Genomic DNA, 25,326 nt, shown 5'->3' on the forward strand with positions numbered 1-25,326 from the left:
ATATTGATTTCTGCGCCACCTACTTTTGCACCAATAGTGAGACGACTCGTTGTCTTATCTTGCTGAACAAAGCTCTCACTTTCTACTTTGGTAATCACATCGTTAACCTGTTCAGTCAATTTATTCTGAACATTCGTGATAGAACTTCCAACACCTGCAAGTGCATCCGCTACATTCGTATAGTTCTTGTCAAAAGAAGTACCATCCTCACCAAACTGCTTGATCTTGAAATCCGGTGCTTTCCATTTGCCCTCTTCATCATAACCAGCACCACCACCAAAATAGGATGCAAGCGTGTTACCCATTGTATAGAGCTGACCACCATTTACTGCATCTGTTGAGTTTTGGGTAATCTCACCACTTTCTAGAAACGTAATTCTACTGTTTTCTTGTGTTCTTACAGCTCTGCCTTTTTCTTCTTTTCTCTTTTCATGACGCGCTACAAAGGCATTGGCTTCATCATTCCATAACAAAGAATCCTGTGCTACTCCTTCAGAAACTTCTTTAATCCGTGCATTCACATTCTTGATATTTGTATCAAGACCAGTAAATGCACTCCCAACATCTTTAAAAGAGCCCTCTGTTATATTACCCTTTGTATCAATCTTGGATAAGTCATAAGTTGGTCCCGTCATGTCAGAACCAGCAACTCCTGCACCTCCACCAAAATATTTTGATGTATTCGCCATAGCCGTTTCCAGATTTTTCGCTGTGGACGAAAGACCCTCATTGGTTTTGCTTAACTGTGAAAAATTAACTGCATCGTTCGCTCCAGTGCCATCCGACACTCCTGTAATCTTTTTACCCCCAGCATCTATACCTCCGGTGGTTATTTTCGGACCATCAGTAATTACTAAGCCCGTAGCATCGAAGGTATTTTTACCTGCCTTTACGCTCTCCAGTGCAATGTCTTGAGCCAGATCAAACTTTACTTTATTGTCCTCTTTGCCCTTTGTAATATTTAGGTTGCTACTTCCAGCGGAAAAATCTACCGCGCTATCCATAAGAACAGTTGTAGCATTTTTATCTCCAACAGAGAATTTCCAACCGTTTTGTCTTACAACTTGTTCTAAGTCCTGCAACTGTTTAAGGTTCACTGCATCGGTAATATTAGAACCAGCAGCTACGCCTGTAATTTGTCTGGTTATACCCTTACTATAATCACCAACACTAACTGAGCCCCGCGTACTTTTCCATTGCGCCTCAACGTTTGTTGCAGGCCCCTGCAACAAAGAAGTGTAGCCAAGCTCACCAGCAGCCCTATCAGCTACAGAATCGCTTCCTAGAGCAACACCTGCCGCAACCGTCACATTAGAGCTAGCGCCTATAGCAATTCCCTGCAGCGCCTGCTCCTGTGCATATGCATTGTACCCCATAGCAATCGCTTCATTTGCATAACTATGTGCTTTACTACCGAAGGCTATTGAAAAATCACCTAATGAAACTGTTCTCTCTTTTTCATCATAACTATCGGTTAGAGAAGAACCGATTGCAATGCTATTTTTAGTATCTCTACTCCTACCGGCTAAAGCAGTTAAGCCGATTGCAATCCCTTGGTCAGCCTTCGTCTGCGCTACCTGCCCGTAAACAATAGCATCATGAGCTTCTCCCTGAGCTCGTTCACCATGGACAAGAGGATTACCCAAATTCCCACCCCTAGTCATTTGACCGCCCGTTACAACTCTTGGAGTTAAAGCTGCTCTTGTTATTTTTTTACTTCCAGCATTCATATCAATTGAACGTATTGAATCGCTGGCTTCTGCCAAAACATTCACTATAGGACTATAATCGCTCACACCAGTAAGAGTTTTGGTTAAAAAATTTGCATAGTCATCAGCAGCACTTACCTTGGATGTCAAAGAAACATTCAGCGCTGTTAAATAATTTTCCTGTGATGCACTAGAAGAATCCAAATCACTGTTATAGCTATCATAAACAGAGACAATACTTTGTGGATATATCTCAGCAGTGTTCCTTATGTTTGCAGAAATCTCTTCTCCTGAATCAAGATCATTCGAAAAAACAGGGGAAATACTGGCTAAAAGTGCAGCTATTGAAGTCAAGGATAGGACTTTAATAAAAGGAAAACGGGAAAATTTTAAATTGCTCCCTGTTAATTTTGTATATAATTTTTTCATAATGAACTCCCCAATGAAAGAAATAACTATAAACACAAAAAAGACACATTTAAACGCTATAAAGTTTCCTAAATTTGGTTTTTCTAAACGTATTCAAAAATTTAGTACCGGGCTGCAAAGATAGAGAAGTTGTGTTTTTAGCTTTTATGGTTAATGTGTTTTGCTCTTTTACATTTCCTAAGAAAGTAAATTTCTTTGTGGTGATTAGTTTTTTTAACTTTTAAACTTATTGTTTGTTTTTTGCAAGGGGTAGAGTTGATTTAGTGGATTGTTTTATAACTTCTTCCAGTAAAGTTGAAATACATTTGAATGTGTACTTTTATCTTAGTAGAAAGCTTTTTAATAGATTTGTAGAGAGCAAAAGAAAAGGTTTTTTTCTATCTGTAGAGTGCTACAGATTTTTCAGATTTAAAAATTAAAGAAAAAATAATGAACTTATAATTTATGGAAAAACTTATTATCTTATTTTGAAATAAGAAGTTCATTTTGTTGAAAGTGTATAGGTTTTTTCTGTTTTTTAAACCTGTATTTGTCGTTATAGCGCTTATCAATTTATATATAATTTTTACATACGTAACAACAATTCACCCCTGCCTCATGAGACAGGGGTGAAAAGGAATTTTTATGTATTTTGTTTATTATCAGTTCAATGTCATATTGAATCCCGCACCTACACCCCAGTGACCTCCAGAAGTTGTTGCGGATATGTTAGAGCGGTATTTTCCATTTTCTGAGGTGTAACCTGCACCAAAGGCAAATGCAGATTGACTACGCCATAAACCAGTACCAAATCCAACGCTTAATTTTCCAGGTGTATCATTGTAGCGTAAGTTAGACACCGCAAGACCAATAGCCGCTGCTTGTCTTGCCTCTTTTTTCACACTCTCAATACTGTAGTTTAAAACGTTAAACTTCATATCTGTATATTGTTTAGACTGATCAACAGCATCATCAATCGCATCAATCACAATATTATTAACCCGTTGATCTGTGTAGTGCTTGGATTCATCAAGAATAATCTTCATCTGTTCTTTAGTATAGTCATGGAGTTGACCACCATTTACAGCTTCTTTTGATCCCTTCTCAATTTTACCATCAGCTACATTATCAATCAAAACAGGTTCACTGGCATCACCACCCGCTAATGTGATTTTATTGGTCTTTTTGCCGTTTTCATCTCTGTCATAACGAACAGCGTCCTCTTCAATACCGTCAACTCTATTATTGATGTTATCAACTTTGGTATCAATATTGAGAACTACATCACCAATATCAGCAATCGTATTTGAAATATTATCAACTCTGTTGGTAAGATGCTTCACATCTTTTTCAACACCAGTGACACGTTCATTAGTTTCCCAAAGTTGTCCACCATTGACCGCATCTTTCGAACCTTTTACAATTTTACCATCAGCTACATTGATAATTTTATTCGGCTTACCATCACGATTAGCATCATAGGCTTTTTCTTTATCATTCCACTTTAAAGCATCTGTATCGACCTTGTTGATGACATCATCAATACGGTTGTTAATATTTGACATCCCATTATTAATATCACCAAAAGCATCAGCGACATTATGGTGCTCTTTCTCAACAGTCGTACCATCAGCATTGACTTGAACAATCTTAAAAGTAGGATTTGTCCATTTGCCATTCTCATATTTAGCACCGCCACCGAAATAATTAGCAAGCTGGTTATTCATGGAATAAAGTTGGTTGCCCGTAATGGCATCTGTTGAACCTTGAGCAATCTCACCATCCAAAAGATACTTCAATTTGCTCTTTGTTTTCTGCCCATCTTTTTCATGACGTGCCACAAATGCTTCTTCATCATCATCCCACAGTAAAGCATCTTTAGAGAAATCTTCAATTTTCTGATTAAACTCATTGGATACATTCGTTAAGCGTTGATTCACATCTTGAACATTTTTATCAAGACCTGTTAAAGCATCACCAACATTGTAAAAATTAGCCTTACCTACCACACCATCTACAATAGCGGATACAGTATATTTCAGCCCTTTAAAAGCACCGTCAATAAACTTTGCACCACCACCAAAAAACTTTGCAATATCTGCTGATATTTTATTAATCTGACTACCATTGATTGCATCATGAGAATCTTGAGAAAGGCTGCCATCTTTTACGTTATGAAGAGCAACTGGCCCATTACTCTTATTGCCACCCAAAGTTACACTACCGTAATTAACACTATCATCGCCATTCTTATCGTAGAGAACCGCAGCTGCAGTTGCTGTCTCAATATCTTTCGTAATATCCTTTATGCTTTTATCAAGTTGGTCTTTGTTAACAGCTTCATCGCCCTTTTCTGCTGCCTTCACACCAGAAATGGAACGTGCTACCTTAGCATATCCTGCAATATTGATTTCAGTACCAGCTGTTTTCGCACCAATGGTGATAATATTTGTCTCCTTGTCTTGTTGCACAAGACTATTTTCTTTCATTTCAATAATCTTATTATCAATATTTGTGATCGAAGTATTGACACCAGTAAATGCATCAAAAACATTATTATATTTTGTATCCTGAATAAGGAAAGATGGCTCTACACCGTTCAGTACATCTGTACTGCCACCAAAATATTTCGATGTATTTTGAGCAACTGTTTTGAGATCATTGGTAACAGTAGTAACATTTGCATTTGTTTTAAAGAGCTGAGACCCATTTACTGCTTGCGTTGATGTTTGAGAAAGTTCTCCATCTTGCACACCGGAAAGTGTACGATCTATACCATCTTTATTTACAAGGCTAATTTCAGTACCACCGGTTTCCTTACCAACGGTAATAAGACCTGCAGAATCTCCTTCTTGCTTCACAAGATTATTTTTTGTCACATTATTAATCTGATTATAAATATCTGTGATAGAATTATCGACACCCTCAAAAGCATCAGCGACATTATGGTGTTTTTTCTGAGTAATGGTACCATTCGCTTCACGCTGAGAAATTTTGAAAGTAGGCTCTGTCCACTCTCCATTCTCATAACTAGCGTCACCGCCAAAATAATTTGCAATCGTATCGCCCATCACATAAAGTTGGGAACCATTTATTGCATCTGTTGACTCTTCTGAAATATCGCCATCTAAAAGGTTGGTAATCTTACTATCTGTTTTACGTCCGTCTTTTCCATGACGTGCAGAAAATGCTTGTTTACCATCATCCCAAAGTAAAGCATCTTGAGAGAACTTATCAAATTTATTGTCTACATATTGTATATGTTTATTGACATTTTTGATATTGACATCAAGTCCTTCAAGAGCCTTACCAACATTGTCAAAAGTCTTCTGAACAACATTACCATCTGCAGAAACTGTAGATAAATTATACTTTGGACCTACAAAGACGCCATTTTCAAATGCTGCATTCCCACCAAAGAAATTCGCAATATCTCCAGATATCTGATTAATCTGGCTACCATTTATTGCTTCTGTTGAATTTTCTGAAATCTTTCCATTTCTCACACCCGCAATGGTTCGCTCTCCCTCATTACCTGCGATATCAATTTTCGTACCACTTTTTTCCTTACCAATGGTGATAAGTTTCTGCACTTCATCCCATTTAACAAGACTATTTCCTGCTATTTCATTTTTTATTTTGTTCAATTGTGCAACATTCACTGCATCGGTCTCTAAAGTTCCCTCTTCCACCCCTTTAATTTGTTTATTACCAGCATAAATACCCCCAGTAGTCATATTAGGACCACCAGTAATCACGAAGCCATCATCGCTTACATTCGCCTTACCTGCTATTACACGTTTAACTCTGACAATATCATTCAAATCAAACTTTACAGTATTGTCACCGTTTTTGGTAATTTTGATATTCTTACTTTCTTCATTACCATCCTCTGCATTAACACCTACAAACTTTACTGTACTCTCTGCCCCAATATCTGTAGGCTCTTCATCTTCAACAGCAAGTTTCCAACCCGTTTTAATTCCCGCTGTAAAGTCTTTTAACTGCTTATAATTTACAGCATCGGTATCGTCTTCCCCTGCCGCTACTCCCGTAATCTTTTTATTACCAGCATAAATACCTCCAGTAGCCATATGAGGACCACCAGTAATCATGAAACCATCATTATTCATAAAGCTGTTACCGGCAGCAACACTTGTCACTGTAATATCATCAGCTAAATCAAATGTGACATTACGGTTACCATCTCCTACAATCTTGATATTTTGACTATCTTCATTGCCAGCTGCCTCAAAATTTACCGTATCGTTTTGTCCAATAGACATAGGACTTTCACCGTTAACGGTAAGTTGCCAGTGCGTTTTAGAAGCTTCTTGCACAGCTTTCAGCTGTTTATAATTTACAGCATCGGTATCTTTAGTCCCTTCTGCTACTCCTATAATCTGTTTATTGCCAGCATCAATACCATTCTGAGACATGCTAGGGCCATTACCATCAATAAACTTAAAGCCATCACTATTCATAATGCTGTTGCCTGTCGTAACACTCGTGAGTTTAAGAGCATCATTCAAAGAAAATGTAACTTTATTATTATTATCTTTTTCAATTTTGATATTTTTGCTTCCGTCCCCACTCGCAGCCGCAACAAAATCTACTGTACTCCCAGCTTTAACATCTGTCGCATTGTTCCCCTCAACAGAAAGTTTCCAGCCGCCCTCTTTAATTCCTGCTGTAAATTCTTTCAGCTGTTTATAATTTACAGCATCATTATCTTCTTCTCCATCTGCTACATTTGTAATCTTTTCATTGCCAGCATCGATACCATCAATAGTCATCATTGGACCATTCTGAATAATAAAGCCATCATCACTCATAGAGCTTTGACCTGTAGTGACGCTTGTAAGTTTCAGAGTATCACTCAAAGTAAATTCAATTTTATGCTTATTCTCTGTAGTGTTTTTTGCAACCGTTAAATTGTCTTTTCCTTCATCGTTTTTACTTTTCACTGAAAAATCTACGGTATTGCCTGTATGCACATCTGTCGGATCTTTATCGTTAGCAGAAAGTTTCCAGCCTCCCCCCCCTGATATGACATCTCTCATAGCTCTCAGCTGCGCCACGTTTACCGCATCGGTATCTCTACTTCCAGCAGCTACCCCAGTAATTTGTCGTGTTAGGTTACCATTACCAGTACCATCAACTTCACCAACACTAAAAGCCCCTGTTGTACTTACCCATGCCATACCGGTTTCTGTCGTATCACCATTAAGGTAAGGGTCATACCCCTTAACACCTTTGTCTCTATCAGAGACAGAGCCACCACCGATAGCAACACCATCATTAACATGTACCTGTGCATTTGCTCCAATCGCAACGGAATCTTCTGTTTTAGCATATGTATGCGAACCTATAGCAATCGCATTTTCACCCTCCGCTGTTACTTTTCTGTTAGGATCATTTTCTTCAGTTCTGTCAGAGCGCCTGCCCCCTATTGCAATAGAACCTGAAGCTTTAGCTTCAGCATCTGTACCTATAGCAATCGCAAAATTCTTTTCTGCTCTTGCCTTCGTCCCCACAGCAATGCTATTTTCCCCTAATGCAGTTGCAAGCCCTCCAATAGCAACTGTAGATTCTCCCGAAGCCTCTGTTCCAACACCCATAGCAACAGCTGCTTTACCACTTGCAAGTGCAGAAACACCAAAGGCTTGCGCACCCCCTGCCTTTGCTGTCGCACCTGCACCAAAAACGGTTGAATAATTACCCGTTGCAGCAGAACCACAGCCAGTAGCAAAAGAATAAACACCATAAGCCTCAGGCATAGCATTTAGAGTCCCTCTAGAGCCGACTGGTCCCATATAAGTAGCATTGTTGGTCAGAGTCCCATCACCCTGCCAAATAACCTGTTGAGTGGTCGTACCATAAGCATTACGCCCGTTTGTCCCAGTGTAACCATTGATAAATCTGTTATATTGGACTTCTGCAGTTATTCGTTGATTATCAGCAATTCCCTGCTGTTGTTTGCCGCCACGCCCAATAACATTGTCTGCACCACAGAAATCATCATCACCAGCCAACACAACACTACCATGACTACCGTGTGGATATACAACACCACCACCACTTGTACTTAAATTAGCCCCTCCTGTGAATGCAAAGTTGGCAGCAAAAACAGGAGAAACACTCGATAAGAGTGTCGCCATTACCGTACTAAGAGAGACAACTTTAATTAAATTTGGTGTGGAATATTTTTTTTTCATAAGAACCTCCTCCAACAGAGTTCAACATCATTACAACGTGCGAAAACACACACGGCAAAACCCTTGTTTGCGCACTTCAAAAACCAATAAATCAAGACAAAACTCTCCCCCTACGATACCGCCATCTTTACGGCATCGCCCTAAATCTCTGCAACAACATCGAATCTAGAAAAGTCCCCAACCCTTTTAGCTAGAGGGATTCAAGCTAAAAAATCAATAAAAACACAAGACTTTGAAAATATACCGTAATCTCCATTTAAAAATACTGCGGTTTATCTCTTAACAAAATAGTTTCACTAAAGAGCAATTCTACTTTTCAAATAAAGCGCATCAGCAAAATGGCAAGAGTGTAAAAAATAATTTTTTATAAATTTGTAAAAATACTTCTCAATAAAATAGCTGTTCTTATAAACACAAATTTATGATTTTTTTAACTTATAGCACAATGTAATAGATAACGATTATCATGATAATCTCACGCTTTGTTGCGAGATAATCTGTTTCAATATATAATGCATATCTTTATATAATGCATATCTTTGAAAGAAATCTTTCTTAATATAATGATGCACGCTCTGTAAAAAGTTCCAACGTGCTCATCTTGTCCTCTTCATAAAAAGACAAAAGTGCTATAAATGATCTTTCGTTCTTCTCGCGTATATGTCTGTTACCCTTCTATAGGAACAAAACATCGTCATTGTATTTTCACTGTTGTCAGTATCTTTTCCCTCAACCAACAAATATTTCAGGAATGACACTATATTAGCTTCTTTTTGAATCAATTTTGTTTGTATTGCTACCCGTCGTTCTTTTTATGAACTGCTTTATTTTTAATCAGAACAATATATTGATTTATAATGATAGCTTCTCGTTTTTCAGGTTGAATAAAAGACTCGAAGATCGTGAGATTTTCACATTCCAAACTTGGTTATACAGCAGAAAATCAAAAAAGTTTTATTTTTTTAAAAGGCTGTTCATTCGTATCTTATGAAATTTCTAGATATGCTTTTCAGTTTCGATTTTACGCTTTAAATGTAATTTTAAAAGTGGCAAAGTGGCTTCGACTTCTTCCATATCATTGAGGTTTTGAATAAGCTCTTGCAATCTTCCATAAAGCTCTGCTGCTAATTCCGCAACATCTTCAGGAGAAAGATCTATTTTTGCATCATGATAGGTCGTATAAACTAAATGTCCCAGCTTTTTCATCAGCCCAGCAGGTATCGCTTGCGGTTTAAAACCAGCTGCTTTTGCCTTTGCCATATCTGAAAACATCTCGCCATTGCCCGTCACAAGCCAATCTAAGGAAATACCACAAATTTCTTGATATTTGGAGAGCGCAGAGGCTGTAGGCTCACTTATACCAGTTTCATAAGTTCCTACAGAGCCAGCAGTGATACCAAGATGTGCAGCAAACTGCTTACGCTCTGTAAAACCAAGAGCGTGACGCACTTCACGAAAACGTTTTGCCAACTCAGTTTTAGGTTTTGCTTCCGGACGAGCCAAAAAACACTCCAAAATCAATATAATTGTTGACTAAATAATTATATTGATTTATATCTATTATTACTGCTCCTTAAAAAGAGCAGTTATCACATACATAACCCCACAAAAACAGATGTTGCAGCATCCGTTTAAGCAGGAGCGAAAATTATGACAATTACACAAAAAATGCAATCGCCGTGGTATTTTACTGAACTGCGCCCCTGTAATATAACCTTGGAAAAACTCAAGCCTATCAGAGGCTATTTTCCAGAGTCAAAAACATTTGGACACAGCCCAATGAAAAAGCTAAATGCGCCACTGCCAACTCTATCAGTTTGCATGCCAAGCCAATTCTTGCCAACTGCTTTCTCACAAGTCGCAGTCATATTCTTTCAAAAGCAAAAAGCCTAATACGATTCTCTTCATTCCATGCTGTGCAATATACCACTGAAATCTTATTACAAAAATATGCAAATGCATTTCCCATAGGTTTTTATAAGGTAAAAAGTTTATCAATGTCTAAAAATCAATATAAAATAGGCAAAATAATTGGTATTCTACAAAAAATGAGATTATCACTCGTTATTAAAAAGTTAGACGTTTACAAACCCTGTTTGCTTATTTTATATATTAATGACACTGAGTTAGCTGTAATTGGCAATAGAGATTTCAGGGTGTTTGGTTTATCGTCAGAATACTCTTCCTCTACGCACATTAAAAGCCTTTTGGCAATGTATTTTAAATGCTATAAGTTCTATAGTAAACACATTGCCATCCATATTTACAATTGGGCGCTTCAAAAACTTGGAGTAATAAAATCTTTAATAGGCATTGATTTAAAAGCGCGTATTTTGCAGAAAATTGACAAAACCATGAGGTTCGTATACATGGCAATTTTAAGTGATGATAGTGGAGTGATACTTAAAAAAGCTGCATGGAAACCCGCAACGTTGAGGAATTAAGCATGACCTCTTTATGCGATAAAGAATTATCTGATACACTGGTTGGTCTTTATGACGACTATCAACGCGGTTTCGACATTGGAGAAGAGCTTAAATTGTGCGTGGATTTGGCGTTATCTCTTGAATTGGAACTCAGTATTCATCGTTTAAGTGAAACAGATGCTGTTTTAAAAAAAGAGATTGTGCAAACCTTGCATCGTCGTAGAAATACCCATTCCAATGAAGATGAAATTGATACAATTTTTCATATGGATTTTGAAAAACAAAAATAATACAATACTCTCCCCATATGATACGATATTACCTCATTGCTTTACTTTCTACTACGCTTAAACAAAAAACTCTCAAGAAGATTTAAAGTGTTACGTTTTCGTCTTCTTAACAACAGTGAGATGAATTAAAGAAACGCATCAATTCTTTTAGATCATTATCAAAAAATAGAGAGTATTCTCTAGTATACATCAATTTATGCTTTGTTCATTAAGCACCAACTTTTACATTTTCTCAACTCTCCTTTAAAAGCAAAATATGAAATGTGCTGCAGCGTAAATGTTTATAAAATAGCGTATATTGACCACTCTTAAACGTAATTTATTGTTTTTCATGTCTATAAAACAGCACTATGAGTATTCCAACAAACGCAACAATGCTTTGAAAAAAATATATCGATTGAGGTGATATGCTACTGTTATCGCTTGCCATAATGAGGTAGACTCCGAGGATCAAGCATCCAGAGATACCATTAAAACTTGCCTGCAATCTTCCTTGGTATTCAGGATCACAAGAGAGTTGTGATAAAGAAATCGAAAGAGCCCAACTCGAAAGTCCAAATCCAATCATAAAGTAAACAGGAAAAACAACAAAATTGTGTGTATTAACAGATAGAATAGCGAGGCCAATAGCCATAAAAGCTAATAAAATGGCTAATGTTTTCCTGATAGATAAAACTTTACAAAGAAGTGGTGAAAAAAACGCACCTGTCAATACGCCCATAGAATAAAGCACCTCAAATATTGCAAAGATACTGCTATCTGCATGTAAAACCTCTTGTATATAAGGAACGAGAATAACAGGAATGGTCATCAAAAGAGTCATAATAATCATCTGGCTTATATAAGGTACAAAAAGAGCCGGATTCTGTTTAAAATAATGAAGGGATGCTGTATAATTTTCCCACCAATTTTGCTGGTTTTGATTTTTAGATCTTCGGTTTTTAGGTACCTTCATTGCAAAATTAAATAAACCAGCAATGATAAAGAATATACCACCTATTAGAAGAGTTCCTTTTGTTCCTGCATAGGACAGTATAAATCCACTTAAGCCCATACCTACGATAGTGCCAAGTTCATAAACCATATCGATGGTCGCATTTGCATTGATGAGCTGTTCCTTCAGCACAATACTTTGAATTAAAGAAATAGCTGATGGCATATAAAAAGGGATAAAAATACCCAAAAGAGCAGATAAGACCATCAATTCAATTTCTATACCAAAATGCCAAAGCATTACCCAGCTTACAATTACCAAACCTCTCACAAGATTTGAAATAATAATCTGCGTTTTACGATTATATTTATCTGCCAATATGCCAAAAATAGGCGCAAAAATAATGCCAGGCGTCCAAAGAAAAAGCATCATCAACGCTACACCACGGATTGAGCCCGTCTGATTGTAAGCGAGCCATGACAATGTAATATAATTTAGTCCACTTCCAAATGTAGCAAATAAGCCGCTCAAAGTAAAATAGAGAAAAGTTCTATTTTCAAATAAAGCAATGCGTTCCTTCAAATTTGAAGTGAACATAAATTATCCTCTAAAATGAATACCAGTCGATATGCATGATACATCCTGTTTAAAAACAGGCATTCTTACAATTTTCATTTTAGATCATTAAATTTAAGAAAGCAAAATTTCTTTTTTGAGGCTTTTATAATCTTTGTGCTGTTTTATGATTAATTCCTCTATGAAAACGGAACATTTATGGACAAAAACAAAATTAATATTTTATGTGCGTTTTATTCAGAAGCTACACCTTTATACATATGTGAAACAATTTTACGGTATAGAAGCTTCACTCACATTATTGTCCTTATTATTCCGTGCACTAAAATATGCTCGAGTATATTCCTCCATGTCGTTCTTCTATCACCACACTTCGTCTCTAAAAGAATAAACATACTATTATCCTCACAATAAATATTGCTAACTTTTCTACTCCCCTTCTCTAAATCTTTTAAAACAAGCTCATTACAGTTAGTTTTCTAATTAAAATATATAACGTGATATTTTTCCTGAGCAGTTAAATTATTGCAATCATATCTCTAAAGTTTCAGATTTAGAGTACGAATACATAAAGGAGGATCTATCGTGGATAAATTGATTAATAAATGATTTTATTCATAATCAAAAACAAACTTCATCTATATGATGTCGTATTTGATGATGAATTAAAGAAACAGAAGCAGTTCCATCAATTGTTATAAACCGCTCATCTATTTCTGATAAAACTTTGTATACTTTGTAAACTTTTTCAATAAAAGAGAGTTTTTCTTCGTATTTTAAGTTTAAACCATCCCTTTTCTGCAACCGCTCTAGTATAGTAGTGGGCGGTAAATGAAGATAAAATGTAATATGAGGTCTTGGAATAGATTGATTTAATTTAACTACACTTTCAACAGAAAGCTCTCGAGCATAAAAATAAGCAAGACTAGAATAAACATATCGATGCTAATTAATAAATTTTGCGATGACGTGAAGTAAGGTTCAATAATTTCAAGCGTATGTTTGCGTCTATCTGTCGCTGATAAGAGTGCTAAAAGCAACGGATCAATTGCTTTTCCATTATCTAAGTAATCTCTAATTTCTGGATTATTTCTATTCCAATAACTGGGTTGAAAAGTTTGTATTATATGTTTTTCTATTGAGTAATGGCGAGCGATTTCTTTTGTTTGTGTTGTCTTACCACTCCCATCAAATCCACATAAGACAATAAAAGAACCAAAAAATTTCTTTGGAGACCCCATGGAATTATAAACTTTTTTATCAAGATACATTTTGTCTATATACTTTCCATAAGTTAAATTGTTTTATGTCTGAAATCTCTTAATGTTTAATAAGGTGTTTTTTAACTCGTCTCTAAACAGAAAAACACAATACTCCCGCATTTTGTATAACTTTATGATAAATGGTAGTATATAGACTTAGTTTTAAGATAAGGTTATATTTTAGACAACTTAAAATGAGATTAAGTATTTGTAAAAAATATATTTTTTTGTTCACACTCCATAACCTGCCATTTTTTGACGAATTCTAGTAGAGTTTCTGAGGATTACTCCTATAGCGTCGTGTAAGTGTATAGAAATGAGTTCGATCTCAGTATATTATTGTCCCTTAAGAGCTGCTACTAGATTGCGCTCCATAGGAAGCTAATGAAATCAACTCTATCTTTTCTCAAACCACTGCCCTCGCTATAAGCATTTGATATCCGATCCCGTCAAAAAGCAGCAGAGCAATTCTTGGAAAACATCGCTGAGATATTGAAATATGTCTTGCAAAAGCGTTTAAATCAAATGTTTCACTATATTTTTCGGTATATTCATAAACTGAAATTAAGAATATTATAATAAGACCTCAAACAACGACGACGCCCAAATCAGCCGTAATAAAGCCTCCTAAAACTGAACCAATAATACCTCTCTATCAGACAGACTACTATGTAAAGGCTTTAATACAATACCTTAGCGCTAATGCCATAAATGTTTCTGATAGATAACGAAGTTTATTGTCACAACAACATCTAACAACGGTCAATAGAAAAACCTCAACCTTGAGTATAAATAAAATCAACTTGAAAGCGCAAAATATATCTCTAGGACATAGTTATATTCGTTATCTGGCTTTCCCCTTATTGGCAAGCCTCCCGCAACAGACGCAGTAAAAATACCAGCCTCTATCGCTATTCATTCTCCTGAATAATAAGCTATCACTACCATAAACATCAGCGTTCAAATGTTCCCTACCAAAAAACTTGACATGCCCAGTAATATGTGTGTGTGTATTTATTATTTGTAAACATGTGTGCTGATTTATAATACTGTGTGTTTTTAAGAGATTCTGAAATGGGGGGGATAATGTGCACAAACAACTGATGTTTCGGTTTTATGGGCTTGTTGTCCTGCTGTATCTTTCTGATATGGTCTTATTTTTAAGTAATCTTTGGAATGCTTATCGCATAACATCCTCATCGGTTTTCCTAGGCGTAACCATGGCTTTGGGCACCCTTATGCCCTATCTTTTGAAAAAAAGCGGTCTTGTGCACATTAAAGCCTCACTGCGGTTGGTCGATTTATACAAAAGGCGAATCATTATCTATAGCCTTCTTTTATTGATTGCACTTTTCCATTACGCTGATTCCCCCTTTGGTTTTATCGCTGTCTCTATCTCTATCGGCTATCTCTCTTTGATTACCTTAAGCACTCTCGAGACTTATAATACTAAACTAGCACTTAGTGGTTATATTAGCGCCCAAAAGGCTTCCCGCATTATGCAAACAGTGGTGCAAATTGGCGCATTTTTGGGAGCAGCACTGAGTGGTTATCTCTTAGAAGCGACCAGCCCTCGAGGGGCAGCAGCTGAAATCGGTTATAATGGTTTGATTGTGACACTTTGTGTGTTTGACATCATTATAAGCCTTATAGCCGGATATATTATCTTTTGCGATGAATATAACGCCACAGATACCACAACACTTGAAACTGGTAAGAAGCCAGCGCCTACACCGCAAGCGGATGAGCTCTCCCGTGAACTTAAACTTTTATGCGTCTGCATAGGACTTATTGGCTTTCATATTTGCGCTTATAATACGCTGGCAACTATTCTTTTTCAGAGTGTGAAAAATTTTGGTTCTGAATATTATGGGCTTTGCAGTGCGGTTGCGGGCGTGGGCGCTTTTTTGGCTGCTTTTATCAAAATCCCTCGTTTTGAATTTATTCTCCCAGCCCTTATGTTGAGCATGGCTGATCTTATTTTTAGCACAACACAATCGCCCTATTTGGCTGTGGTCTTTTGCTTTTTTATTGGCTTTTCAATGAATACCATGCGAATTAATGCCCGCAAACATACGATTGAAGCAACCAAAACAGAGGCTCAAGCAGAGCTGGTGGGAAGCTATAGCGGTATGCTTTATACCCTCTCCCAATCGGCAGGTTATGTCATTCTTGGTCTTCTTACAAGCTCTGCCCTTATGGGTCCTCAAGCAGCTGTTTATCTTCTGCCCCTTATAGGGCTAATAATCTTTATTTATGTTCTTTTCCTTTTATCACAGCGGAACAAAGTATGAGAAAACCTATTCTTATTGTCGACCCTTTCTCCACGGGTGCCCTCTATGGCCCTGCTTTGCAAAAATTAGGCTATGCTTGTTATGGTGTTGTCTCTCAAGCAGCTCCTTTTTCACACTTTATGCTTTCTTATCAGGGAAAGGGCATGGCAGAAGCGAAGCTTCATAGTGTAGATGAGATAAAGAAATGCTTTCCTATTGGCACGATAGAGGCTGTAATAGCGGGTGCCGAAAGAGGTATCTATTGTGCAGAGCAATTGGCGGCTTATTATGGTTGTCTTGGGAATAACCCCTTGACTACCGATTGGCGACGGAAAAAAGCAGCGATGCAAAAACGCCTTTGTGAAAATGGTTTATCTTACATCCGATCAAAGATTCTTACAAAAAACGATTGTACTCTCGATGGTTTTGAAAGCCACAGCGGCTATGTGGTAAAGCCAAATGATTCTGCAGGGAGTGATGGTGTTTTGTTTTTCTCTAATCTTGAGGAAGTAGTAACGTGGACCTCTGAAATCGACTGGAAGAAAAAAAATATTTTTGGCGCACCTAACGAGGCCTATTTGCTCCAAGAAAGATTGGAGGGAGAGGAATACATCGTCGACGCCGTTGTAAATGGAGAGGCTATAAAGATATGTGCTTTATCGCGGTATAAAAAAGGTATTCATAATGGAAGTGCTTTTGTTTATGAATCACTTGATGTGCTTGATGCTCAAGATCCCTCTTATGCCCCTCTTATCTCTTATGCAAAACAATGCATTCGCGCACTGGGGATTGAATATGGACCTGCGCATATGGAAATCATGCAAACAGCTCGTGGTCCAGTGATGATCGAAGTAGGAGCCCGCCTCCACGGAGGAATTGCACCCACCTTGTTCGCGCATTGCTATGAAGATGGTTTACTTGAAAGCTCCGTTAACCTTATTGCAGGCGTGTTTTCGCAAACCCCAAGTCGCTTTAAGAAAAAAGGGCGTATTATCTTCCTTATCAACGAGATCGACGGTCATATTATAAAAGATGTTAACGTATGGCGGCAAAAGCTTCATTCTTGGGAAAATGTGGTTCATTTTACGCTCTTTTTTAAAGAAAACGAGCCCCTCCCCCTAACCATCGATTTAAATACCTGCCCAGCTATTATAGCAATTTGTGGACACAGTGATGATGAATTATCAGCTTTGGAGAGGATCATTCGTAGCAATTTCTTATAAAATATAGCAATTGGGAAGAAAAAATGGATTCAGAAGCGCAAATAATTGAAAATATAGACAAATATTAAAAATGGGAGCAAGTCATTTTTAAAGAATTCAATGCAACCATGAATAACACAATTAGGCCTTTTCTGCCTATTCAGTGTAAATGGATACTCAAAAAATATGCTTAGATTTGGGTTCTACAACAAGCTGACTTCAAAAAATATAATGGAAGACCTGATAACTTATTGCGATAATTATAAAAGTTTTGGAAAGAACACATCTTTTGTTGCATTCGAGGAGCCTGCCCCCATAAAAAGTATCGAATTTTATAGAGAAAAATTCTGGTCTACACTTAAAAATTTGCGAGCTTTTGACAACCGAGAGTGACCTAAGCATATACAAAAAAAATATGTACAATCATCTATGAGAGTTCTGCTTTCATGGCGAACCTACGTTTATAGCTTGCAATACCCCATCCCATATAAACAGAATTAAGTAAGTTCTATATTTATGTTAACTTTCCAGCCTAGGTGGGTTTTTTCTGATCTGCTCGATACAGAACAAAATGTATTCTCGTTGTAGGAAAAAGGCCTGAACCTTTTGATATTATCACAAAATCTCCTTTTTTAAGAAAATATAGCAAACTCCAAAATAGAGAATGGACGCAATATTTTCTGCAAGACAACACTATTGAATCCCTACCTTGCTCATATCATCTAATGAAACACGATAATGACTAAGTTTTCTAAAATTAAATTAAATAAAAATATTTATGATATATTAAAAATGATACTGCCAAAACAAGGCTCGATAGAGATTCAAAGGGATTTTCCAAAAAATACATAGAATGCAGTGTGTATGTATAAAACTTCTCAGGATGATCGTGTTAATAGCAATGTTGAAGGAGTGCCTTTTGGGGAAAGATTGTACAGCAATTACGAGTATCTCTAGGAGAAAAAACGCTGATTTTTAGAACAGAGAGAAACATTGATTATAACAGTTTATTAGGCTAAACGCAGAATATTCTCCTAATAATGGATGGTTAAATTATAACGGGATAGTTTTTTGATAATCATAAAGAAAAAGGTAGAGAGCGTGTTTCTTTTAGTTAAGAAAGAGTGTTGCTCATTTTTTTCTAAAAGTAAGCAAATTCAAAGATAATTTTTTGTTCTTGTAGTGGTGAGAAAATAATTGTCGAAGTCAGTGAAGGGGAGATTCCAATAGATTGTTACAAAGTTTAATAAAAGTTGGAATACTTAAAAATTCTTAGTTCCTATGATGATTTAAGAATACCAGATTAGGATACGGAGAATTCAAGAGCTCAAAACTTTGTGATAATATTGGTTTAGAATTACATCTTGTTCATTCAGACGAGATGAGCCAATTATTATATGTCACAGAGACATATGGGTGGAAAATTTTAAAAAAGCTTATCCAGAATCTGACTTAAAGGTTATTGGAACTTTAGTAGTAAGATTGGCTTGGTCTCATGTCTCTCAAAAATTAGCAACCAATCTTGTTGTGACTAGACTAAATTTGGAAGATCTTCTCACTGAGCGTTTTTGTAATATTATGAAATGATAAAAATATTAATATTTCTTCTTGTCCCGGACACGAAGCCGGTGCTATTTGTATTTATTATCCGTTGCACCATTGTCCGAAATATATTTTAAGTGGTTGTCACTTGAAATATGCCTTGGAAAATTATTTGGCAAGAGAGCGTACCTATATGTATTGGAAAGTAATTTCCTATTATTTATCTCAATCTATGGGTACAACGTTGCCAAGTATAGAATTCATGCTGACAGATGACTTTCAAAAAATAAGTGCCTATAACGCATTTGAACTAAACTTTTATGAAAAACTGGAATTTAGTACCGAACCATATTCGACAATGGAGAAAATCATAAAATGGCTTGAGTCTCTGTTTAAAAGGAAAGAGGCTATTGCGTAATTCTGTTTTTCTTATGATTGTGATTGGTTGTTTGACGAGTTTTTGTGCTAGTGGTGTATTATCTATTGGCCTTTCTTTGTTACAATTCCAAGATACAACAGGAGAAGCGTCTGCTACTTTAAATGTCGTTAATTTAATCGCAATTGGAATTGCTGGCTTATGTTTGGGAAACGTGTTGGCGCACTATCAAGGCTTTATAATTGGGTTTTATAGTCAAATTATTTGCACTTGTTTATTGTCTTTCTTATTATTTATGAACAATCCAGTACTTATTTTATTTGTATTTTTTTTACTTGCTCTCTTGATGGGGGCTGATAACCCAAATAACAATAGTGCCTTGAATCAGCTGGTTCCAGCTCCCAAACAAAAAGCTGGAATTTTTGCATTTTACACTAGTTGCTGTCAGTTTTTTGTTATTATATCCCCATTGCTTATATATTTTATAATTGCGCATTTGGGGCACAAAATAGCCATAGCCTTTATTGTATTTATCTATCTTTTGAATGCCTGCTTATGGTTTCGTATAAAGTCTATACAACAACTAAACAGAGCAAAAGAGCTATTAAAAAAGCCATCTCAAAAAGCTTATGGAGTTGGGTTCAGGTGCCTTTGGCGGATTTCTGCGTTGCGTTTTTTAACGATTAATCGTATTTTGAATAATTCTCTCTATACGGGGCCTATTGTTTTATTGCCACTTGTGCTTGCTTCTATAACATCAGATAATATAAAATTTACAGCTATTCAAAATTCTATTTTTGCTTTGTCAGCACTGGGTTTTGTGATCAATGGTCTTATCTCATCTTATTATTTACAGAAATTTCCATCTTTAATTCGTTTTTTTGTATGGGGGGCACCGGCTTTTGCCGTGATCGCAATCTCTTTTGTTTTATATTTAAATTTTACTCAATATTCCCTTTATATTATGGGGTTTTTATTAGGTATTGGGCAATTTTATTTTAGGATATCGGGAATAACAATTGGACAAGCTATCACACCTAGTGAAAATTTAGCCGAGGTGATTTTGGCAGGCGATGCCAGTGTACGCATCATAACAGCTTTATTCTCTATTGTGCTTTTATATGCAGGAAAATTTTTTTCATTTTCTATATTATACGTCCTATGTGTATTTATAGGCTTTTGCGCCCCTTTATTTATTTTGCACGGACTATCTATTTACATACAAAGCTTAAAGATAAAAGAAAGCGCCGCATGAATGATATTCAATTATTATATTATGTTAGCCTTTTTTTGATTATCGTATAGATAAAAATGTTGTACAAATATTCATGACATTAATTTTAAATAAGCACATTGCGTGAGAAAAGCTGAGGTGTTCGTTACCTCTCATGTGGATAAAACGCATTTAGCCCGTTAAGCAACGAAATTGCAAATAGCACTATGATCACCATTAATGCTAAAAGCTCTACCAGAAGTTAGTGATAATGGCAAAAATCCTTTAATGATATTTGAAGAGATCGTTTATGCTAGATCAGGTTATCTCAAGATCGAGAGGAGAGGAGCTTAAAAAGTGTAAAATTCATGGAAATTCAACAGCAATTTCCAGGTGTACATAATGACAGGCATAGATTGGCGCGAACTGGTCAATTGCAACAGCAAAAAATCCTGCAAATGCTGAGCTTTTTAAACTATGTCATATCAAGCATATGAAAGTTCGTTTTAAATTAATGGCGGAGAGAGAGGGATTCGAACCCTCGATATGGTTTCCCATATACACGCGTTCCAGGCGTGCGCCTTCAACCACTCGGCCACCTCTCCAGAAGTTTGCACTATACCCAGAAAGAAATAACGTGCAAGTCTAAACTATACATTCAAAACCCAAAAAATAAATTCATTTATTAAAGTAAGAGCTTATATCTGTTGAATAACAAGCACATCCCTTCTTTTTAGGAAAAAACTTTTTTCGTGGATAGGTTTGTAGAATACAATAATGGGAATAAAAAGATTGTCACCAGTTATAAATTTTCATACTCATTTACGCACTTTCTGCTTCACAAAAAAATACTTCTCTTAAAATTGGCATACAGTCCATGGTTTTGCATAACCAAATAATTAAATATCTCTCACTTAACACCATTGATTACCCTAATAATAAATAGAATAATAACGATATGAACTTCTTATATATATAATATTAAAATTGTTTATTCAGATAATAAATTTCATTTCAATAAAAATCGTTTTCAACCTTCTTCTTGCCTCCAAGGATGAAAATACTTAATCACTGTAACTTTGATTACAAACAACTCTCTCTTGAAATGAGATCTACCTGCTAATCACTTTTATGTTTCAGATAATATATAAATATTGATTTATAATAATAAATTATCGTTTATACGTCATAAGCGGGGATGGTATGTGGAGGAAGAACATTTTAAGAGAGGATAAGTGCCTCTTATGTATTTTTTCAAATAGCACGAATTCTTGCAACATTGAGGGCTGTAAAATAGTGTGATGGTGTCAGTTTCCTCTTTCATAGGATTACAGAATAAGCCCTACTCTAAATCCTCTATTCAATTTCACACTTCTATATTTAGTTGATACTAAAGAAAATAAAATTCAGACAAAAAAAACCTTTGCATTTTTAATTTAATATGTATGAATATATCTTATTTTCTGAAATGAAAAAATAGTCATTTTGGTCAAATACAAAATCATAAAAATGCAAACCTGTTTTCATTTTTACCATATGCTTTTAAATTCAGCTTTACAGTTTTCAAAATATCTAAAGTAATCTCTATTATTTAAAAGAGATTACGTATTACTTCATACTTTTGATTATCGCATTCTTTAAGTGGGATATGGTCTCATAACAAAACAGAATACTCTAAAAATACTATTTTCTTTCTCATCCACACGTTTGTTAAAAAACATCTCTTAAAGCTTGTCACATCTACCTCATACGGTGTCTATGAATGGTATAAAATCTATTGGATAGCATCATCTTTCCTTAAATAAAAAGTAAAAGCCAAGTACCATCACGCTATTTATCACCTAATATTACAACATCCATTGCGATTTGAGAGAATGCATAAAAGGCATTTATTCTTTCTTAGAGTGTTTTTATCCATACATTACTCCTCTTTGTAATGTATAAAAGAATAATTTTTATTAATTGAATATAGAGAAATTTAAAACGAGAAAACCCTACAATATTTAAGGCTCTCATTATGTAACACGATAAATTACCATTACAAATTAATATGCTGCTTATAATTGTCCTAAAGGATAATATTTTACAACACTAAAGATCTGATTAGTCTGAAAAATGAGCTCGTTTTTTCCCCTTAATGTTCTCTATCACCTTATATCCTTGCTTAGAGCACGTACAGCTCGTGCAGTTTCACATTGTAATGCTTTTTGTGCTAAAATTTTCATATCTTCAAAACTATGAGTCTGTAAACACGCCTTTACTGGAGAAATATCGCAAGATATCATAGAAAGCTCATTAATTCCCAATCCAGTCAAAATCATTGCACCAAAAGGATCTCCAGCCATACCACCACATACACTAACCCAACACTTATTTTGTGCAGCTCCCTGAATAGTCTGATAAATCATACGCAAAACTGCTGGATCAAGGCTATCAGCTTCAGACACAAGGTACGGATTTTGCCGATCAACAGCCATTGTATACTGTGTTAGGTCATTGGTTCCAATTGAAAAAAAATCAACATGGGCGCTCAATACATCTGCCATAATGGCCGCTGCTGGAACTTCGATCATAATACCAAGTTTTAATTTTGGTGCATCAATATCGTTGCGGATTTCCTCTGCAATCTTTTTTATAGCGACAATCTCTGAAACAGACATGACCATCGGAAACACAATCCATAGATCTCCGCCCTCTTTTGCTGCTCGATATAAAGCACGTAATTGAGGCACCAAAAGATCACGTCGACGTAACAAAAGCCGCGTTCCTCGAACACCTAAAAAAGGATTGTCCTCTTTAGATAAATGTAAATGCGTAACCTGTTTATCCCCACCAATATCAAGTGCACGAATAATTAATGGCTTATCTCCTACAGCTGTAATCATCGTCCGATATATATTAAATTGTAGCTCTTCATCCGGAATATGTGGATTCTCTAAAAACAAAAATTCCGTGCGCATGAGTCCAACACCTTCAGCCCCCAAATCAAGCGCAACAGGAACCTGATTTGCGTAGTTGACATTGGCCATGATACGAATTCTTTGACCATCTATCGTTTGCGCTGGTAATCTACACGCACTTATTTCACCGACACGTTTTTGCGCAACAGTATCAATATGCCTTTGAGCATCTTCAACGTCTTCAAGCGTAGGATCAAGGTAAATAAACCCGTTATCGCCATCAATAATAGCCTGAATATCAGACTGAATCGCTAAAATATCATCACCTGTAGCAACAACCATTGGAATACCAAGAGTACGCGCCAAAATAGCTGTATGAGATAATGGACCTCCCCATGCTGTTGCTAATCCTTTTACCCTTGTACAATCAAGTTGTGCTACATCAGAAGGAGAAAGGTCATTTGTAACCAGAATTACACCATGTGGAATATCATTTAAAAAGAACGATCTATAGGATGGATTGATTTCACCTAAAACACGTCGACCAACATCAACTAAATTAACAGCACGTGCTGCTAACAAAGGATTATCTACCTTAAAAAACATATCTGAAAATTGACGAACCGCTCTATCCCAAGACCAAGCGACACCATGACCTTCCGCTATAAAACGACAAGCTTGAGCTATTAAATTTTCATCGTCAAGCAAAACCATTTGCGCAGAAAAAATTGCAGCAGAATCTGCTCCCATACGCACTGTAATATCAGAAATTACAGATGCCATTTTATGTTTTGTTTTTGTAAGAGCATTTTCAAGACATGCTGCACCAGCTGCAAAATCAATTGGCTGGTCTATTATGGAAATATCATTTTGCCTTAAAACAAAAATCTTACCAAATGCTAATCCTGAACTCGCTCCAACACCAGAAATGCCTTTTTGCATAGAGCGTGGATACCAACCATGAAAAGCCTTTGTTTGAGATTCCATTGCTCTCATCAGGCATTTTTCACTAATACTCACTTTTTTTGCAATAGCAATGGCATCATTGAGAAGTTGTGCTCCTTCTGAAGCATCTGTAGAAAAAATCAGAACATCACCGTTTTTTGCTCCTAATTGCAATAAACCAACCAAATTTTTCATTTCAACGGTATATTGACCATGGCGAACTCTGATGGAACTTTGAGCCTTTTTCGCAAAATCAACCCAAAGAGAAGCTGGTCGTGCATGAAGACCACTTGGATAATCTAAAGTCCATTCCTGACACACAGAAAGGTCACCAATAAAAGTTTTTTCTATCTTCATATTTTGGTCAAACAAAGTTGTAACAATTTGTTGTTTGTCCATAGTGGTTGCAAGTACTTCAAGCTGTTTTTTATCAAATAAAAGAGACGTCAATTTTTTACAAATTTCTCTATAGCGATCTGGACACGCTGCAATGGCAATAACCAAATATGCTTTCTTGCCATCCTGCCACTCAACACCAGCAGGAACCTGTATAACAGCAACAGCATCCTTGATAATTAAATCACGATTTTCAGCCATACCATGAGGAATGGCTATACCATTTCCAAGCCAAGTATTGGTTGTTTCTTCACGTGCAAGCATGCTTGCCAGATAACACTTATCAACTGCACCAACCTGCACAAGCAATTCAGCAGCAGCATAAATTGCATCATTTTTATGATCAAAAGCAGCTGCAAGTTGTACAGATCTTATAGACAAGATTTCACCATCAGCAAAATCTACATTCATTGCTTCTGCTTTCTCATATCTCATCATGAATTCAAATTGCCTCACATTTGAACACCAATATCTCTGACACATTCCTTTTCAAAGCTGCATTTCCCAAAATACAAGCTATAAATACCACCACAGCTTTATTTATATTTTACGGAATATAGCTAAGTGAGGTGCTTAAATACCTCAATATAACCGATAAAACAATTGGATATTATTATCTAGCGAAGTGCTTAAAACCATTATAAGCAAATCTGCCT

At 36.2% G+C, this 25,326-nt stretch carries 13 protein-coding genes, 1 tRNA gene and 2 pseudogenes; 8 read left to right on the forward strand and 8 right to left on the reverse strand.

Annotation, left to right across the window (positions count from 1 at the left end):
* From ACFILL_RS00005 to ACFILL_RS00015, 3 genes and pseudogenes are all read right to left on the reverse strand, one after another.
* Positions 1-2,138: pseudogene (locus tag ACFILL_RS00005) on the reverse strand (hypothetical protein); the annotation flags it as partial.
* Between the two features lie 641 nt (positions 2,139-2,779).
* Positions 2,780-8,335: a Vomp family autotransporter gene (locus ACFILL_RS00010; protein WP_375642968.1), complete on the reverse strand. Its 5,556-nt coding sequence runs from the start codon at positions 8,333-8,335 to the stop codon at positions 2,780-2,782.
* Positions 8,336-9,331: 996 nt separating this feature from the next.
* Positions 9,332-9,838 carry a helix-turn-helix domain-containing protein gene (locus ACFILL_RS00015; RefSeq protein ID WP_273790298.1) on the reverse strand — a complete coding sequence of 169 codons (507 nt, stop codon included), beginning with the start codon at positions 9,836-9,838 and terminating at the stop codon, positions 9,332-9,334.
* A gap of 147 nt (positions 9,839-9,985) precedes the next feature.
* Here ACFILL_RS00015 and ACFILL_RS00020 point away from each other — a divergent pair, with 147 nt between their 5' ends.
* The 3 genes from ACFILL_RS00020 to ACFILL_RS00030 all read left to right on the forward strand — a co-directional run bounded on the left by ACFILL_RS00020 (position 9,986) and on the right by ACFILL_RS00030 (position 11,051).
* Positions 9,986-10,228: a hypothetical protein gene (locus ACFILL_RS00020; RefSeq protein ID WP_273790297.1), complete on the forward strand. Its 243-nt coding sequence runs from the start codon at positions 9,986-9,988 to the stop codon at positions 10,226-10,228.
* Positions 10,229-10,332: 104 nt separating this feature from the next.
* Positions 10,333-10,779, forward strand: coding sequence for a hypothetical protein (locus ACFILL_RS00025; protein ID WP_375642970.1), 447 nt, complete (start codon positions 10,333-10,335; stop codon positions 10,777-10,779).
* 2 nt (positions 10,780-10,781) lie between these two features.
* Positions 10,782-11,051 (forward strand): hypothetical protein, encoded by a 270-nt coding sequence (locus ACFILL_RS00030; protein ID WP_012754562.1) that lies wholly within the window; start codon positions 10,782-10,784, stop codon positions 11,049-11,051.
* A 319-nt stretch (positions 11,052-11,370) separates the two neighbouring features.
* Here the strand turns inward: ACFILL_RS00030 and ACFILL_RS00035 are convergent, their stop codons facing one another.
* The 3 genes and pseudogenes from ACFILL_RS00035 to ACFILL_RS00045 form a co-directional block, all read right to left on the reverse strand.
* Positions 11,371-12,582: an MFS transporter gene (locus ACFILL_RS00035; protein ID WP_273790295.1), complete on the reverse strand. Its 1,212-nt coding sequence runs from the start codon at positions 12,580-12,582 to the stop codon at positions 11,371-11,373.
* Positions 12,583-13,182: 600 nt separating this feature from the next.
* Positions 13,183-13,443, reverse strand: a pseudogene (locus ACFILL_RS00040) (hypothetical protein); the annotation flags it as partial.
* Positions 13,443-13,832, reverse strand: a complete 390-nt coding sequence (locus ACFILL_RS00045) for a dTMP kinase (RefSeq protein ID WP_375642971.1) — start codon at positions 13,830-13,832, stop codon at positions 13,443-13,445. The gene ACFILL_RS00045 and the pseudogene ACFILL_RS00040, both read right to left, overlap by 1 nt.
* 1,094 nt (positions 13,833-14,926) lie before the next feature.
* Between ACFILL_RS00045 and ACFILL_RS00050 the strand changes: the two genes are divergently transcribed.
* The 5 genes from ACFILL_RS00050 to ACFILL_RS00070 all read left to right on the forward strand — a co-directional run bounded on the left by ACFILL_RS00050 (position 14,927) and on the right by ACFILL_RS00070 (position 20,471).
* The gene (locus ACFILL_RS00050; RefSeq protein ID WP_375630723.1) at positions 14,927-16,117 is read left to right on the forward strand and encodes a hypothetical protein; all 1,191 of its coding nucleotides are present in this window, start codon (positions 14,927-14,929) and stop codon (positions 16,115-16,117) included.
* A complete protein-coding gene (locus ACFILL_RS00055; RefSeq protein ID WP_375642972.1) occupies positions 16,114-17,319 on the forward strand; it encodes an ATP-grasp domain-containing protein in 1,206 nt (401 codons plus the stop codon). Before ACFILL_RS00050 ends, ACFILL_RS00055 begins: the two co-directional genes overlap by 4 nt.
* 165 nt (positions 17,320-17,484) lie before the next feature.
* Complete coding sequence (locus ACFILL_RS00060; RefSeq protein ID WP_375630481.1) at positions 17,485-17,691, forward strand: YqcI/YcgG family protein; 207 nt, start codon at positions 17,485-17,487, stop codon at positions 17,689-17,691.
* A gap of 1,321 nt (positions 17,692-19,012) precedes the next feature.
* On the forward strand, positions 19,013-19,258 hold the full coding sequence (locus tag ACFILL_RS00065; protein WP_375671604.1) for a hypothetical protein: 246 nt from the start codon (positions 19,013-19,015) through the stop codon (positions 19,256-19,258).
* Entirely contained in the window at positions 19,251-20,471 is a 1,221-nt protein-coding gene (locus tag ACFILL_RS00070) for an MFS transporter (protein WP_375642973.1), read from the forward strand. Before ACFILL_RS00065 ends, ACFILL_RS00070 begins: the two co-directional genes overlap by 8 nt.
* A gap of 473 nt (positions 20,472-20,944) precedes the next feature.
* Here ACFILL_RS00070 and ACFILL_RS00075 read toward each other — a convergent pair.
* Both ACFILL_RS00075 and ptsP read right to left on the reverse strand, forming a co-directional pair.
* Positions 20,945-21,034, reverse strand: a tRNA-Ser gene (locus ACFILL_RS00075).
* 1,542 nt (positions 21,035-22,576) lie between these two features.
* Complete coding sequence (gene ptsP, locus ACFILL_RS00080; protein WP_375642975.1) at positions 22,577-25,108, reverse strand: phosphoenolpyruvate--protein phosphotransferase; 2,532 nt, start codon at positions 25,106-25,108, stop codon at positions 22,577-22,579.
* Positions 25,109-25,326 lie beyond the last annotated feature (218 nt).

The organism is Bartonella sp. AP20NXHL, assembly GCF_042196165.1.
In the GTDB taxonomy this organism is placed as follows: Bacteria; Pseudomonadota; Alphaproteobacteria; order Rhizobiales; family Rhizobiaceae; genus Bartonella.